At 59.8% G+C, this 13,838-nt stretch carries 11 protein-coding genes; 5 read left to right on the top strand and 6 right to left on the bottom strand.

The window, feature by feature from the left end; genetic code table 11:
- The 3 genes from EPO09_RS03045 to EPO09_RS03035 all read right to left on the bottom strand — a co-directional run.
- The coding region (locus EPO09_RS03045) for an XrtA system polysaccharide chain length determinant (protein ID WP_290640023.1) at positions 1-1,394 on the bottom strand (1,394 nt) is incomplete at its 3' end.
- Between the two features lie 129 nt (positions 1,395-1,523).
- Entirely contained in the window at positions 1,524-2,156 is a 633-nt protein-coding gene (locus EPO09_RS03040; RefSeq protein WP_290640021.1) for an XrtA/PEP-CTERM system exopolysaccharide export protein, read from the bottom strand.
- A gap of 122 nt (positions 2,157-2,278) precedes the next feature.
- Positions 2,279-3,376: an acyltransferase gene (locus EPO09_RS03035; protein WP_290640020.1), complete on the bottom strand. Its 1,098-nt coding sequence runs from the start codon at positions 3,374-3,376 to the stop codon at positions 2,279-2,281.
- Positions 3,377-3,526: 150 nt separating this feature from the next.
- On the opposite strand from EPO09_RS03035, the gene EPO09_RS03030 reads away from it, so the two are divergent.
- A complete protein-coding gene (locus EPO09_RS03030) occupies positions 3,527-4,621 on the top strand; it encodes a hypothetical protein (RefSeq protein ID WP_290640019.1) in 1,095 nt (364 codons plus the stop codon).
- Between the two features lie 49 nt (positions 4,622-4,670).
- On the opposite strand, the gene EPO09_RS03025 is transcribed toward EPO09_RS03030, so the two are convergent.
- A complete protein-coding gene (locus EPO09_RS03025) occupies positions 4,671-6,179 on the bottom strand; it encodes an oligosaccharide flippase family protein (protein ID WP_290640017.1) in 1,509 nt (502 codons plus the stop codon).
- A 125-nt stretch (positions 6,180-6,304) separates the two neighbouring features.
- Here EPO09_RS03025 and EPO09_RS03020 point away from each other — a divergent pair, with 125 nt between their 5' ends.
- The 3 genes from EPO09_RS03020 to EPO09_RS03010 all read left to right on the top strand — a co-directional run bounded on the left by EPO09_RS03020 (position 6,305) and on the right by EPO09_RS03010 (position 10,994).
- Positions 6,305-7,642, top strand: coding sequence for an O-antigen ligase (locus EPO09_RS03020; RefSeq protein ID WP_290640015.1), 1,338 nt, complete (start codon positions 6,305-6,307; stop codon positions 7,640-7,642).
- 158 nt (positions 7,643-7,800) lie between these two features.
- On the top strand, positions 7,801-8,964 hold the full coding sequence (locus EPO09_RS03015) for a hypothetical protein (protein WP_290640013.1): 1,164 nt from the start codon (positions 7,801-7,803) through the stop codon (positions 8,962-8,964).
- 89 nt (positions 8,965-9,053) lie between these two features.
- Positions 9,054-10,994 carry an acyltransferase family protein gene (locus tag EPO09_RS03010; RefSeq protein WP_290640011.1) on the top strand — a complete coding sequence of 647 codons (1,941 nt, stop codon included), beginning with the start codon at positions 9,054-9,056 and terminating at the stop codon, positions 10,992-10,994.
- Between the two features lie 5 nt (positions 10,995-10,999).
- Here EPO09_RS03010 and EPO09_RS03005 read toward each other — a convergent pair whose 3' ends face one another.
- Together EPO09_RS03005 and EPO09_RS03000 are read right to left on the bottom strand one after the other, a co-directional pair.
- The gene (locus tag EPO09_RS03005; RefSeq protein ID WP_290640009.1) at positions 11,000-11,788 is read right to left on the bottom strand and encodes a glycosyltransferase family 2 protein; all 789 of its coding nucleotides are present in this window, start codon (positions 11,786-11,788) and stop codon (positions 11,000-11,002) included.
- A complete protein-coding gene (locus EPO09_RS03000) occupies positions 11,785-12,915 on the bottom strand; it encodes a glycosyltransferase (protein WP_290640007.1) in 1,131 nt (376 codons plus the stop codon). The genes EPO09_RS03005 and EPO09_RS03000 overlap by 4 nt, the downstream gene beginning before the upstream one ends.
- A 123-nt stretch (positions 12,916-13,038) precedes the next feature.
- Between EPO09_RS03000 and EPO09_RS02995 the strand changes: the two genes are divergently transcribed.
- On the top strand, positions 13,039-13,838 hold an 800-nt coding region (locus tag EPO09_RS02995), incomplete at its 3' end, for a glycosyltransferase (protein ID WP_290640004.1).

Raw genomic sequence — 13,838 nt, 5'->3', positions numbered from 1 at the left:
CCGATGACGAGTGAGACGCTACCCAGAACGGGGCGTCCGCTGATCTCCTTGAGCTGTCGGGCGTCGTACACGGAGGGGAACACTTGGGACAGGCCGAAAGTGGCAGCGGCACCCCCGAGCAAGGCCACGGCGATGGCGGCCAGTGCCACCAGCATGCGACTGGGTTTGGCGGGGGTGGGCGAGACGCGGGGTGGCTCCACCACGCGGAAGGAGGCCACCTTGGTTGTCTGATCGATCTTTTCGCCCAGCGAGGCCGATTCCCGACGTGTTACCAGTTGCTCGTAGTTCTTGCGAACCACGTCGTAATCGCGATTGAGCTGAGCCAGCTCGGCTTCCACTGCGGGCATGCGACTGGCCATGTTGCGGGCCTGATCCAACTGGCCTTGCTGTGCGCCGAGTTGCCCTCGCAGCGAGGCGACCTTGGCTTCGGCCTCAGCCAGGGTCACGCGGATTTTCTGGAAAACGGGACTGGTCGGTGCGGGGCGCAGCTTGCCGTTGGCGCCGGCCTTGGCGCGGGCATCGAGTTCGGCCCGACGCTGCTGCTCCAGTTGCGCAATGCTGCGGCGAACCGCGACCACATCAGGGTGCTCGTCGGTGTAGCGGCGCATCAGGTCGTCGAGCTGGCGCTTCTGGGCATCCAGGCGGGCATCGGTTTCTGCCGTGGGTGATTGAACCGGCACACCGGTGGCTTCGGCAGGCATGGTCGGGTCTTCGTTGGCCAGCTCCCGGCGCAGGGCGTCACGAGCTTGCTCTGCGGCCTGCAACTCCACGCGCAGGCGAGAAACCTCATCTGACGAGGTCGACATGCGTGCAAAGTAATCTTGGTTGGACGTGCCGGTCAGGCCGAAGTTCTTGATCTTGAAGTCCTTGAGGCGGTTTTCTGCTTCGGTCAGCTTCGTCTCGTACGACTTGATCTGGTCGTCCAGAAACTGCCGGGCTTGTTCAGAGTCACGCTGTTTATCAACCACGCCGGACGTGACGAACAAGGCGACCAGATCTTCCACCACACGCTGTGCTCGCTGAGGGCTGATGTCGCGGTAGGTGATGGCAAACAGGTTGGCATCTCCGGAAGGTGCCACCTTGATCTCTTTGGTGAAGCGATCGATGATTTTTTCCCGATCGGCTTCACTCAGGTATTGCAGCCCGATTCTGGGCGACTGGATCAACCGCTCGATGTTGGGGCGACTGATCAGCGTGCGGGCGAGCATGCGAACCTGCTGGTCCACATCAGGCTGGAAAGCCAGGCCGTTCATCAGTGGTTTGAGCACGGTCTGGGTATCGACGAACACGCGCGCCGACGCTTCGTAGCGATCGCGCATCACGTAGACCACGCCAGCCCCAAGGACGGCGATGATCCAGGCGACAGCAACGCCCACCCAGCGGCGTTGCCACATGGCAATTAAAATACTGGAAACTTGCCGGAAAGTATCGTCCATACGGCTGGAGGTGCGACTGGCTAATGCCCGTTGGTGTGAGTGTGTGTGTCGATGGAATCGACACGCGAGAAAGTGTCAGTCCGAATATCAGAACCAGCTTTGAGGCACGATGATGATGTCGCCGGGCTTTATTTCAATATTGGCACTGATATCGCCACGCTTGATCAGATCCTTGAGACGGATGCTGTATTGCTTGCCCTGTTCGGAGCCGCGAACCAGAACGGCACCATTGCCGTCCGCATAATCGGTCAGACCACCTGCCTGGATCATCACATCCAGCAGCGTCATGTTCTGGCGGAATGGCACGGCCTGGGGTTTGGTGGCCTCGCCGACGATGCGAATCTGCTCTGTAGAGACGCCTTGAAAGTTCGTTACGATGACGGTGACCACCGGTTCACGGATGTACTTGACGAGCGCGGTTTCGATTTCACGCGACAGGTCAGCGGGCTGCTTGCCTGCGGCCATGATGTTTTCCACCAGCGGCAGGGAAATTCGGCCATCCGGGCGAACGGTGATGTTGGCCGACAGATCAGGGTTGCGCCAAACTACCACGCTCAGCGTGTCCATGGCGCCGATCTTGTAGAGCTGATCTGGTGTCTCGGCATGTGCAGGTGCCGGGGGGTAGCTGCTGAAGCTGCCGCAGGCGCTCAGGCCCAGCGCGATAGCCGCGACCATGGCCAGGCGGGCCACCGACAATGGAGAAGAAGTGGTCAATCGCATAAGCAACCCTCGAAAGTCTATACAGCGTTACCTCGCCACGAGCCTGGCTCAAGGCGGAATTGATTCAAGCATAGCAGGACCGCACCTTCGGCAGGTGGCTATCGTGCGGCGGTGCCGCATTCTCAGCGCCTGGTGGGGCGGAGTTGCGAAAAAGTGTCAAGTCCAGTGTTCAATATCCGCTTGAGCAGGGGGGCGGCTTTTTTCTCGATCAGATTATGAATAAGCCAGGCGCCTGCCAGCATCAGTGCAATGGTTCCCCAAAATACAAGATGAATATTCAATCCGGGGTAAGCATGATTGAAAATGATGTAGCCAATATTTTGATGCAGCAGGTACAGTGGGTAGGTGAGTGCGCCGGCAGTAACCCATTTCATATTGGCCAGGGCCCCGGTTTTGCGAAGCGCGACCAAGAGCAAGATGGCGTAGAAACTGGTGACCAGCAAAGCTGTGAGGACGGGGTCCATGTCCACATGGTAATAATGCCGAATTTCATCAAGGCCTTTGATGGATTGCGTCAAACCCAATATCAGGCTGAACAAAATCATCAAGGCGCGACGCACGGTCATGCCTTTTGACCAGACCAGGTAGATGGTGGCGCCGCCGATAAAGAAAGTGGCGTAGTCGCTGATCAGTAAAAAGCGCAGTTTGCCGATGGGGTGCCATTCCAGCGCCATCGTTGCTACCAGCCAGGCGATCAGAAAAAACTCGGCACGGTGAATTTGCCGTATCAGCAGCAAGATGGTGATCAGCACATAAAAGCGGATCTCCAGCGACAAGGACCAGTAAACCCCGTCAATGGCTGGCGTGTGCAGGTAATCGCTGATCATGGTCATGTTGATCAGGTACTGCTTGAAGCTGGCTGCGTAAGCAGGCCCTCCCCAGAGGATGCAGACCAGGTAGGTGACGGTGCATGCCGCCCAGAAGGCCGGATACAAGCGGATCAAGCGAGAAACGATGAAGCCCCGGACACTGCCACCGGCTGCCGACATGAGGATGACGAAGCCGCTGATCAGGAAAAACAACTGCACGCCCAAGTACCCGTACTTGAATACCGGGGCCAGCAAGGGGTAGTTCATGGCGGCCATGTTGTCGGCGGCCATGCCACGAAAGGCGTAGTGAAACAGCAGCACCAGCATGGATGCAACGAATCTCAGGAGGTCAATTTCGTTGACGCGGCCTGCGGGGCGGCTGTCTGTGGGGCTGCGTAGGGTATCGCTCATGTCGGGCGGCATCCTACCTGCGCGGCGCAGGTGCTTCAATCCATGATTTGAGGGTGCTGTGGGGCGGTGGCCCGCCTGGTGCCTTCAAGGCACAATGCGGGCGTTGCACACGGCAGGCAGCCTGACGTGATGAGTTGAATTTGGGAAAAGATGACGGCCAAGAATCTCAAAGTAGCCTTGATGGGGCCCGATATCGACCACAGGCGCAGTCTGGAGGCGATGCTGGGGGCGCAAGTGAAATCGCTGTCCTGGATGCCGGATTCGCTCAGTTTGTCTCAGGGCAAGGCCTTGAGCATGCTGGGGCGCGTCAGGCGCGCTGTCGATCAACTGACTTATACGCGCGACGTGAAGTTCATCGGCCCGGCTTGCCAGCACCTGGATGATGGCGGCGCCGATGTGGTCGTCGCCTATTGGGGTACCAATCCGCTGTCGGACATCGTGGCGCTCAAGCGCAAGCGTCCGAAGGTCAAGGTCGTGCTGATGGTGCTGTGCTATCCACTGGCACTCAACGAAGCGGGCGTGTCAAGGCAGCACTGGATGATGCGGCGCGCGGCCAAGTGGTTGGATGGCATTCTCTATGCCAACCCACAAATGGCGCATTTTTTTGAGAACCAGGTGTTCACGGCGGGGAGCGTTCAGCCCAGATCGACGGTGTTGTCGCCATGCTGGCCAGCGTCCTACCAGCCCGCTCAGCGGCCGGTGGCTGCGGCGGATCGCCCCAATATCATTTTTGCTGGTCGCACAGATTTGTCGCACCACACCGTGCACGCGGCAGATGATCTGCGCCCGCTGATGCGTGAAATTCTGGATGCCGGCATTGAGTTGCATCACGGGCGTTCGCCTGAAACGACGGACGGCCATCCGTTGCGCCGGCCCTTTGATCCCTTGTCTCAAGGTCAGTTGATTGCCCGGATGGCCGCGCACGATGCCAGCCTCATCGCCTACAACACGGCGGTGTGCCAGCGCGCGGAGCGTTTTGATCTGACGGTGCCTGACCGGCTGATCACCAGTGTGGCCGCAGGCGTACCCATTGCCGTGCCTGCCAAGGGCTACACGGGGCCGAAGTCCTACCTCCAGCGTTATCCGGCTGTGTTCGAGTTCGATTCGCCAGCGCACCTGATGCAGCAGTTGCAGGATCGCGTTCGTGTTCAAGAGGCCCGGGACGCAGCCTGGGAGGCTCGCGCGCTTTACACAGCCGAGATGCAGGGCGAAGGCTTGGCCAGCTTCCTGGCGTCGCTTGTGTGACGGGCTAAGCTTGAGCAAGGGGCGGCGCGTGCGTCGCCCTTTTTTTGATTCACGCGGATTCGGTCGGCAGTCTGGCGAGCCATCCGCGCAAGCGGGGCGCCAGCCAGCCCAGTTGTTTGGGTTTGCGTTCAGCCAGTGACAGGAGCATGCGGACGTCTTTCTGATGCCAGCCGCCCACCACCACGCTGGCCGCCATGAAGCCTGCCAGGTAGATGAAGCCTGCCGCGAACTGGGTGAGTGCGGTGTTGGACCACCACAGCAGTGGTGCGGTGGCAAGCAGGCCCAGCACGCCGGAGATCAGCAGCCCGCGTAGCTCGCGCCAAGGCAGAGTGACATCCAGTTTGCGCACGATGGCGGTCGTGATCACCACCATCACGACGATGCGTGAGATGGCATTGGCCCAGACTGCGCCCATCAACCCATACATCGGGACCAGCGTCACGGCGCAGAACACGCTGATGCCTACCGAGAACAGCGCCACGAAGGCGCGCAGGCGCTGGTTGTCCGTGGTCGTCAGCAATGCGCCAAAAGCGCTTTCCGCCAGCGTCAGGCCACCGACCACGACCATGATGCGCAGCACATTGACCACGGGCTCGTACTTGTTGCCATACATCAGCGCGATGCCGAAGGCGGCCCACAGCAGGCCCAGGCCGGCCAGGATCAGGCCCAGGAACACGCAGTAGCGGATGGCGTCCGACATGATGGTGTTGACCTGCTTCATGCCGCCGGCGCCGTAGGCGTGAGCCAGCATGGGCATCAGCAGTGATGTGAGGCTGGAGGACACCAGTTCCACGCCACCGCGCGTGAGGTTGGTTGCGATGGCGAAAAAGCCCACCTCGGCCGGGCCGATCAGGGAATTGAGCAGGAAGGTCTCGATCGTCTTGTTGCTCAGTGTGGCCACGGCCACTTGCACGATGGTCCACCACAGGTGCGGTTTGATGCGCTCGATCAACTCGGGCGAGCAGGGCGCCTTGCCGGCATGGATGCCGTCGCGCTTGAGCATGGGCGCCACGACGAAGATGTGGCCGACGCTGATCACCGAGAAAAACACCAGGTACCAACTCAGCGGTGATTTGCTCATCATCAGGGCGGCCACACCTGCGGTGTAGAGCACGCTCATGATCATCGTTGACCAGGCCTCGACATTGAAGCGTCCGTGCCCCTTGGCCATGGATACATCAAACTGGAAGATGGCCTTGGCGACGAAGCTGACCGTCACCACGCCGATCAGCAGCCCCTGGTGGCCCTCCCAGCCTGCAGGCTGAATGAAGGGCAGGGCAATCAGAAAGAGCACGCCTACGGCGGCCAGGCTGAACCACTGGCGTTTGCGCAACCAGCCGTGCACATTGGCGGCCTCGTCGGGACGTTCGCGCCCCAGGGACTCGGAAATGAAACGGATGCCGGAGACGCCCAGCCCGTTGTTGCCGATGATGATCAGCAGGCTGGACAGCCACAGCACGTACACGTAACGACCGTAGTCTTGCGGACCCAGCCCCCGCGCAATCAAGGCACTGACCACCAGGCCAAGTGCCACGGTCACGTAGGTGGACGCGGCCATCAGTGCTCCGGCTTTGAATGCAGCAACTCGACTGAAAGGCCTGTTCATGGGTACGTCGCGAAATGGCAAAGCGTCGATGTTAGTCGATGCCGGTGGCAGCGGGCGCGTGCAGTATCCTCCTGCCCATGGGGTTCGTCGTCTTCCTGATTTATTTGATGCTGATCTACATGCGGCCGATCGAGATGTTCGCGCCGCAGTTGATGGAGCTTCGGCCCATGGTGATCCTGTGGGTGATTGCCTTTGGCTCCGGGCTGGTGTCCTCCTTCAAGCACAAGGAAGAGTTCGCCGCTCGCAAGCGCCATATGTGGGTGCTGTGCGGCTTTGTGTTTTGCATCTTCGTGTCCAAATTGATGGGCAGCGGCTTTGGCGAGGCCATCGATGCCTTGTCCCAATTCAGTTCGACGGCTTTGCTCTATGTGCTGGTCAGCATGTATGTGAACACGCTGCCTCGTTTGCGGGCGGCTTGCTACGTGATCATGTTCAGCATCTTTGTGCTGTCGGTCGCTGCCATCGCCTCATACGAGACGGGCTACATGCTGGAACAACTGGTCTACCGGCAGCCTGTGTCCATGGATTCGGTTGTGGCCGCCAAGGACTTGCCGCCCATTCCGGCGGACGATCACTCCGGTGCGTTCATGTACCGTGTGCACAGCGTGGGGTTCTTTGACGATCCCAATGACTTTGCCCAGATGATCGTGTCTCTGCTGCCCTGGCTGGTGTGGCTCTACAAGCCCGGCAAGTGGTTTCGCAACATCTTTGTGGTCGGTATTCCCCTGGCCGTTTTTGGCACGACCATTTTTCTGACGCACTCTCGTGGTTCCTTGCTTGGTGTTGGGGCCATGCTGTTTTTTGGCGTTCGCAAGGCCTTGGGGCCGGTTCGCACCATGATGTTGATTGGCGTGATGGCGGGCGGGGCGGCGGCCAGTGGCTTCCTGGGCGGGCGCAGTTTGTCTACCAAGGAGGAGTCTGCCGAGGGCCGGATCGAGGCCTGGGTGGAAGGCTTCAATATGCTGAGGTCATCGCCTTTGTTTGGTGTGGGCTATCTCAATTTCACCAATTTCAACTGGCTGACCGCCCACAACGCCTTCGTTCTGTGTTTTGCCGAACTGGGTGTGATCGGCTTCTTTTTCTGGATCGCCTCGATCGTGCTGGCCTTTCAGGCTGCCAATCAGGTGGCGGAAAACGCGCCCGAAGGCAGTGATATCCGCCAGATGGGCGTGCTGATGCGCGGCTCCCTGGTCGGGTTCATGACCTGCTCCTGGTTCTTGTCGCGCACCTATCAGCCAACGCTGTACGTTCTGCTGGCGCTGTGTGTGGCTTCCTGGCACATCGCTACCCGATCCCAGGAGGCGAGCAAGGTCGAGGCCGTCACCCGAGATGCGCCCTGGGTTTTCACGACCATCAAGATGATGATGATCGCCATGTCGGCTGTTCAAGCGTTCATCTTTGTGAATCGTCACTGATCCGGGTGTGGCGGCGTCCGAAGTTCGCATGCTAGACTGAAACGTTACAGTTTTGCACGTTGAAAATGACGCGCGCGGCCAGGTGATCAGGTCGCACGCTGCAATGTGAATCCACCGGAAACATGATGATGGCGCTTGTGATTGTTGGGGCGGCAGTGATGGCCGCGATTGCTGTGCTGTACCGGGAGGTGCAGAGCAAGAACCTGATGATCTGGTTCGGCAGTTACTTGCGTCAGGACTGGCGTGCCAAGCCGGAACCTGGCGTGACGCGCCACCTGATGTTCTGCTTCGTGGATCATTACGAGCCGCGCTGGAAGTCACCCACCTACGAGGTGGAGTGCGAGCGCGTGGCCCGCTGGCGGCAGGATTACCCCAAGCTGTGCGAAGGCTTGAAGGATGCGGATGGCCGCCCGCCTGTGCATGGTTTTTTCTATCCGGAAGAAGAGTACCGCCCTGAGCATCTGGATGCACTGGTCGAGTTGTGCCGCATGGGCCTGGGCGAGATCGATATTCACCTGCATCATGACAACGACACCGATGAGGGCTTGCGCGAGAAGCTGCGCAGCTTCACGAAGACCCTGATCGAGCGCCATGATGCCCTGCCTGTCGATCCCAAGACGGGGCAGGCGCAGTGGTCTTTCATTCACGGCAACTGGTGTCTGGACAACTCGCGTCCCGATGGCCGCTACTGCGGCGTCAACAACGAGCTGATCGTTTTGCGTGAAGAGGGCTGCTACGCCGACTTCACCTTGCCCGCCGCGCCTGACGGTTCGCAAACCAGCACGATCAACAGCATCTATTACGCCAAGGATGATCCCTGCTGCCCGAAGTCGCACAACACCGGCAAGCGTGTGAAGGTGGGTGGCCAGACCTGGGGTGATCTGATGATCATCCAGGGGCCGCTGGGCTTCCTGATGAACAACCGCAAGTTCGGCATCCTGCCGCGTATCGAGAACGCCGACATCCGCGCCAGCAGCCCGCCTACGCGTGACCGCATCGACACCTGGGTGGAAACCGGCATCCACGTTGAAGGGCGTCCGGAGTGGGTTTTCGTCAAGATCCACACGCACGGTACACAAGAGCGCGACATGGACGTGCTGCTCGGCAAGCCCATGCGCGATGCCTACGAGTACCTGCAGACGCGCTACAACGACGGCAAGGACTGGAAGCTGCATTACGTCAGTGCGCGTGAAACCTACAACATCATCAAGGCTGCCGAAGCGGGCAAGGCGGGTGATCCCAACGCCTATCGCGACTTCATCATCCAGCGCCCGGCGTTTCGTCAAGGCGCGGATGCCGACCTGAGTTCCAGCGCGACCTGATCGCGTCATCGCCGCCAGGCTGCCGGGGAGGGGGCTTTGCGAAGCAGGTTGGGCACAAAGGTTCGATCACAGACAAAAGCCCTGAAAAGATGGATTACAGAAAAGAGATTGATGGCCTGCGGGCCCTGGCTGTCGTACCTGTCATCCTCTTTCATGCCGGGTTCTCGGCGTTCAGTGGTGGCTTTGTCGGTGTGGACGTCTTCTTCGTCATCAGCGGCTACCTGATTACCTCGATCATCCTGGCTGAGCACCAGGAAGGCAGCTACTCCCTCGTCAACTTCTATGAGCGTCGAGCCAGGCGGATCCTGCCGGCGCTGTTCGTGGTGATGGCGGCCTGCCTGCCTGTGGCCTGGTGCTGGCTCTTGCCGGAGGACATGAAGAACTTCTCCGAGAGCCTGGTTGCCACGTCGTTCTTCTCGTCCAACATCCTGTTCTGGAAGACCAGCAACTACTTCAGTTCATCGGCCGAGTTGAAACCTTTGCTCCACACCTGGAGCCTGGCGGTCGAGGAGCAGTACTACCTGTTCTTTCCCCTCTTTCTGGCTTTGACCTGGCGTTGGGGCTCGCGCCTGATGTCCGTGATGCTGATCGTGGCGGCCATTGCCAGCCTGTATATGGCGCACACGCAGGTGTCGTTCGATCCATCCAAGGCCTTCTATCTGCTGCCCACGCGCTGCTGGGAGTTGTTCATCGGTGCGCTGATCGGGCTGCATCTTTCTGGCGGGCGCAAGCTTGTTGTCCGCCCCTGGCTCGCAGAAGCCGGTGGTGCCTTGGGCCTGGCTTTGCTTGTGGCGGCCATTTTCTGGTTTGACAAGCACACGCCTTCGCCCAGTCTCTACGTTCTGATGCCCACGCTGGGCACGGCGCTGATCATCCTGTTCGCGTCTGAGCAGACCATGGTCGGTCGCTTTGTGGGCAACCGTGCCTTCGTGTTCATCGGCTTGTTGAGCTATAGCGCGTATCTGTGGCACCAGCCCCTGTTTGCCTTCGCCCGCCAGCGCAGCCTGGGTGGCGAGCCGGATCACGGCATCTTTGCAGCCTTGTCTTTGGCGTCTTTGTTGCTGGCTTATGTGAGCTGGAGATTCGTCGAGGCACCGTTCAGGAACCGGCGTCGATTTGGTCGTCAACAGATCTTCCTGCTCGCCGCGATCGGCAGTGCCGTGTTCGTGACCGTGGGGTTGCTGGGGCATTTCAACAAAGGGTATCCAAGCCGGATGCCGGCCTCCTTCTCCAGTTTGAAGGACATTGACCTGCCCAAGTCTGACAACGGCTGGTGCTTTTACAGCATCGATTCCAACGACGCCTTGTCTGAAGGTGCCAATGGCCTGTCGTGCTGGTTGGGCGACAAGAAAGCCAAGCGCAAAGGCGTGCTCTTCGGGGATTCGTTTGCCGGGCAGTACGAGCCCCTGTGGGATGCCGTGGGGCAGCAATCTGGCATGGCCATTCACGCCGTGACCACGAACTGGTGCTATCCCGCCTTGGGCAAGGGCTATACCGGGACGCTGGCCAGTCGTGCCTATTCGCAATGCCTGTTCAACCGCCAATATCTGCAGGACAACTTGTCGCAATACGATTTCGCCGTTTTGGCTGGAGATTGGGGTGATGTGCAGGCGCAAGGCAAGCTCGATGAGGTGCTGGCGCTGGCGCGGATGGCGGCTTCAAAGGTGCGGGTGCTGGTCCTGATGAGCAGCCCCAAGCAATTTGGCACCAACGTCATGGTCGCCTACAAGAAGAGCCTGCTGCACAACGTGCCTTTTGACATCCGCCGCATTTCGACGGACGTTGATAAAGAGGCCGCCAACGCGAACGCCCGTCTGGAAGCCTTGGCTAAGACGCTCCCGAACGCCGTGTTTGTCGATCGGGATGCAATGTTCATGCGCGATGGGCTGCCTTCCGATCTGACTGCCAACGGCGTGCCTTTCAGTTGGGACGGCGCCCACATCAGCATTTACGGCGCCAGGACGGCGGCGCCGATTTTCCTGAATTCGCGCCCGTATCAGGATCTCATGGCGAAGCTGGCTGCGCCTTGAGCTTTTCAGGCTTGTTGCTCTGGGCTGGATTCCTTGTGCAGACGCTTGGTGTTCCAGGCGTAGTGCAGCCACCACCATGTGGCTTTGATCAAGGGTAGTTTTTCGACGCGGTAGTAGAGGTTCCACACCGCGAAGGCCGCAGCGAACTTGTTGGCCGAGCGGCTGGCGGGCACCAGGCGGTATCGCGCCAGATCCTCCGGCAAACGGTGCCCGATCTGGCCTTGCTTCATGACCCACAACCAGGCCAGAAAATCTTCTGGCAATGAGCGCTCGATATCGGGAAACTTGAACGCGGGCAACTGCTGGTGATCAATCATCACGGACAAGCAGCCGCACGTGCCTTTGCGTCGCACATGCAGGGCGCGGATGTCCATGGTTTCCACACCTTCGATGCGCTTGCCGACTTTGCTGCCGTCGTGGCTGATGTGGCAGTAGTCGTGGTACGTGAAGGCGTAGCCTGTCTGCTTCATGAAAGCCAATTGGCGTTCCAGCTTTTGTGGCAGCCACAGGTCATCGGCATCCAAAAAGGCCAGGTAGCGCCCCTTGGCTTGCGCGATGCCAATATTGCGTGCCGCAGCGGGGCCGCCATTCTTGGGTGCTCGCACGATCTTGTAGCGATCATCGCCGGCAGTCAATCGCTGCGCCACTTCCACGCTGTCGTCAGTCGAGCAGTCATCAATGATGATGTGCTCGAAGTGCTGGAGCGTCTGTGCGCGCGTGCTGGCAATATGGCCTTCCAGCCATGCCCGCGCGTTGTACATGGGCGTGATGACGGTGACTTCGATGTCGCTCATTTTGTTCTGTGTTTTTGGGGGGCGATGGCGCGGCGGTAGAACTGATCGTACTCATGGCGCAGCGATTCCGTCGAGGCATGCTGGCTGACCCACAGGCGGGCATTGTTGCCAAGCAGTTGCCGCCGGTCAGCCTGGCTGAGCAGTGCGTCCAGCGCGCCTTGCAGTGCGCCCACATCACTCGGTTCAACCAGCAGGCCGGTCGTGCCGTCGCGGATGATTTCGGGGTTGCCGCCCACACGCGTGGCCACGACGGGCAGGCCCGTGGCACAGGCCTCCAGCAAGGCGATCGACACGCCTTCCGTCTGGGATGGCAGTGTGAACACATCGAAGCCCGGCAGCAGATCGGCCACGTCCGAGCGCTGCCCGGTGATGATCACGCGATCCTCCACGCCCAGTTGTTTTGCCTGCACTCTCAACCGCGCTTCTTCTTCGCCGTATCCGACGATCACGACCTTGAGCCGTGGATGGCGTTTGGCGAGTTCAGGAACGGTGTCCAGCAGCACACGGTGATTCTTCAGGGCGACCAGCCGGCCAACACAGCCCACAACGAGGTCGTCGTCAGCCAATGAGAGGCGGCGACGCGCCTGCGCGTGTCGCTCCGCAGATTGCGCAAATTTGGCTACCGGAATACCGTTGAGTACCGTGGTGGCTTTTTGCGGTGGCACCATGCCGCCCAGTACGTAGCGGTCATGCACTTGTTTGCCGACCATGGCCACGCCGGCCATGCGAGACAACGCAAAGCGGAACAGCCAGCGCAGTTTGCGCTCCTTCAAGCGTGTGCCCATGTCGTGGCAACTGCCCACGAACGCCGGGGCATTCATGGCCAGTGTCAGCGCGGTGGCCACGTAATAGCCTGGCATGAAGTTGTGCGCATGAACGACATCCACCCGAGGCGACAGGCAGGCGCGACGCAAGGCCTTGACGACCTGGCGATCCAGTGTGCCTTGCTTGTTGCCCACGGTCACCTTGATGCCGGCGGCCTCCAGTTCGGGCGTGAAACCTCGGGTGGCATTGATGCTGAAGACCTCGACGTGATGGCCTGCCTGCAGTTGTGCAATGGCCAGATCGGTTACCACGCGCTCAAGCCCGCCAAATTCGAGGGAGTCCACCACGTGGAGAATTCGCAAAGCTTGGGACGAAATCAAATTCATGGATCGAGCTGGCAATAAGTCCGTAACACCTGCGAATGCGGGCCCAAATGCCGGCATTTGTCGGGAAACGCCTATGTTACACTGGCTCGGGAGTTGAATATGCCTTCAGAAAAGCTTTCTCAGCACGTCAAACGTGTTCTTTATCACCATCGAACCCAGGGGAAAGCCGTAGAAGGGGTTCATATTCGCGGTATCACCGATGCGCTGCGCGCTGAAGGCGTGGCCGTTGACATCATTTCGCTGCCTGGCGCTGACCCCTACAGCTCGCCCAAGGCCATGTCGCCTACGGCTCAGGCCACCACCTTGATGAGCCTGGTGGCCAAGTTCCCCGAGCCGCTGTTCGAGCTGGCTGAGGTGGGCTACAACCTGGTGTCGGGTTGGCGTGTGTGGCGCTACCTGTCGCGCAATCCCGACGTCAATTTCATTTATGAGCGGTACTCGCTCTTCCTGTTTTCGACCGTGTTGCTGGGCAAACTCAAAGGCTTGCCCGTGATTCTGGAAGTGAACGATTCCGCCTATGTGGTGCGGGTTCGCCCTTTGTTTTTCCAGAAACTCTCAGCGGCGATTGAGCGCTGGGTATTCAATAACGCGGACGGTCTGGTTTTTGTCTCTAATATTTTCCGTGATCGCGCCTTGGCCTCGCACGGGAAATTGGCGCCAACCATTATCACGCCCAACGCCGCCAATATCTCCAAATTCAGCTTCACGCCAGAGCAGCGCGCCACCGCGCGTGCCAAATGGGGGCTGGATGGGCACGTGGTGTGCGGATACCTGGGCGCCTTCCTGCCTTGGCATGCCATTGACCAGTTCGTTCACCAGATTGCCGACAAGCTCAAGGATGCGCCGCATCTCAAGTTGCTGTTGGTAGGCGATGGCCCGACCTTCCCTGAGTTGCAGGC

The organism is Aquabacterium sp. (assembly GCF_004297345.1).
Taxonomy (GTDB): Bacteria; Pseudomonadota; Gammaproteobacteria; order Burkholderiales; family Burkholderiaceae_C; genus Aquabacterium.
Note: the sequence above shows the minus strand (reverse complement) of the source record. Positions and strands in the feature narration are given on the sequence as shown.

Excerpts from the sequence above, each read along its gene's own strand:
- EPO09_RS03025 (WP_290640017.1), bottom strand. The coding sequence starts at position 6,179 with ATGGCCGCGTCCACCTACGTGACCGTGGCACTTGGCCTGGTGGTCAGT.
- EPO09_RS03030 (WP_290640019.1), top strand. The coding sequence starts at position 3,527 with ATGACGGCCAAGAATCTCAAAGTAGCCTTGATGGGGCCCGATATCGAC.
- EPO09_RS03040 (WP_290640021.1), bottom strand. The coding sequence starts at position 2,156 with ATGCGATTGACCACTTCTTCTCCATTGTCGGTGGCCCGCCTGGCCATG.
- EPO09_RS03015 (WP_290640013.1), top strand. The coding sequence starts at position 7,801 with ATGGCCGCGATTGCTGTGCTGTACCGGGAGGTGCAGAGCAAGAACCTG.
- EPO09_RS03010 (WP_290640011.1), top strand. The coding sequence starts at position 9,054 with ATGGATTACAGAAAAGAGATTGATGGCCTGCGGGCCCTGGCTGTCGTA.
- EPO09_RS03020 (WP_290640015.1), top strand. The coding sequence starts at position 6,305 with ATGGGGTTCGTCGTCTTCCTGATTTATTTGATGCTGATCTACATGCGG.
- EPO09_RS03035 (WP_290640020.1), bottom strand. The coding sequence starts at position 3,376 with ATGAGCGATACCCTACGCAGCCCCACAGACAGCCGCCCCGCAGGCCGC.
- EPO09_RS03005 (WP_290640009.1), bottom strand. The coding sequence starts at position 11,788 with ATGAGCGACATCGAAGTCACCGTCATCACGCCCATGTACAACGCGCGG.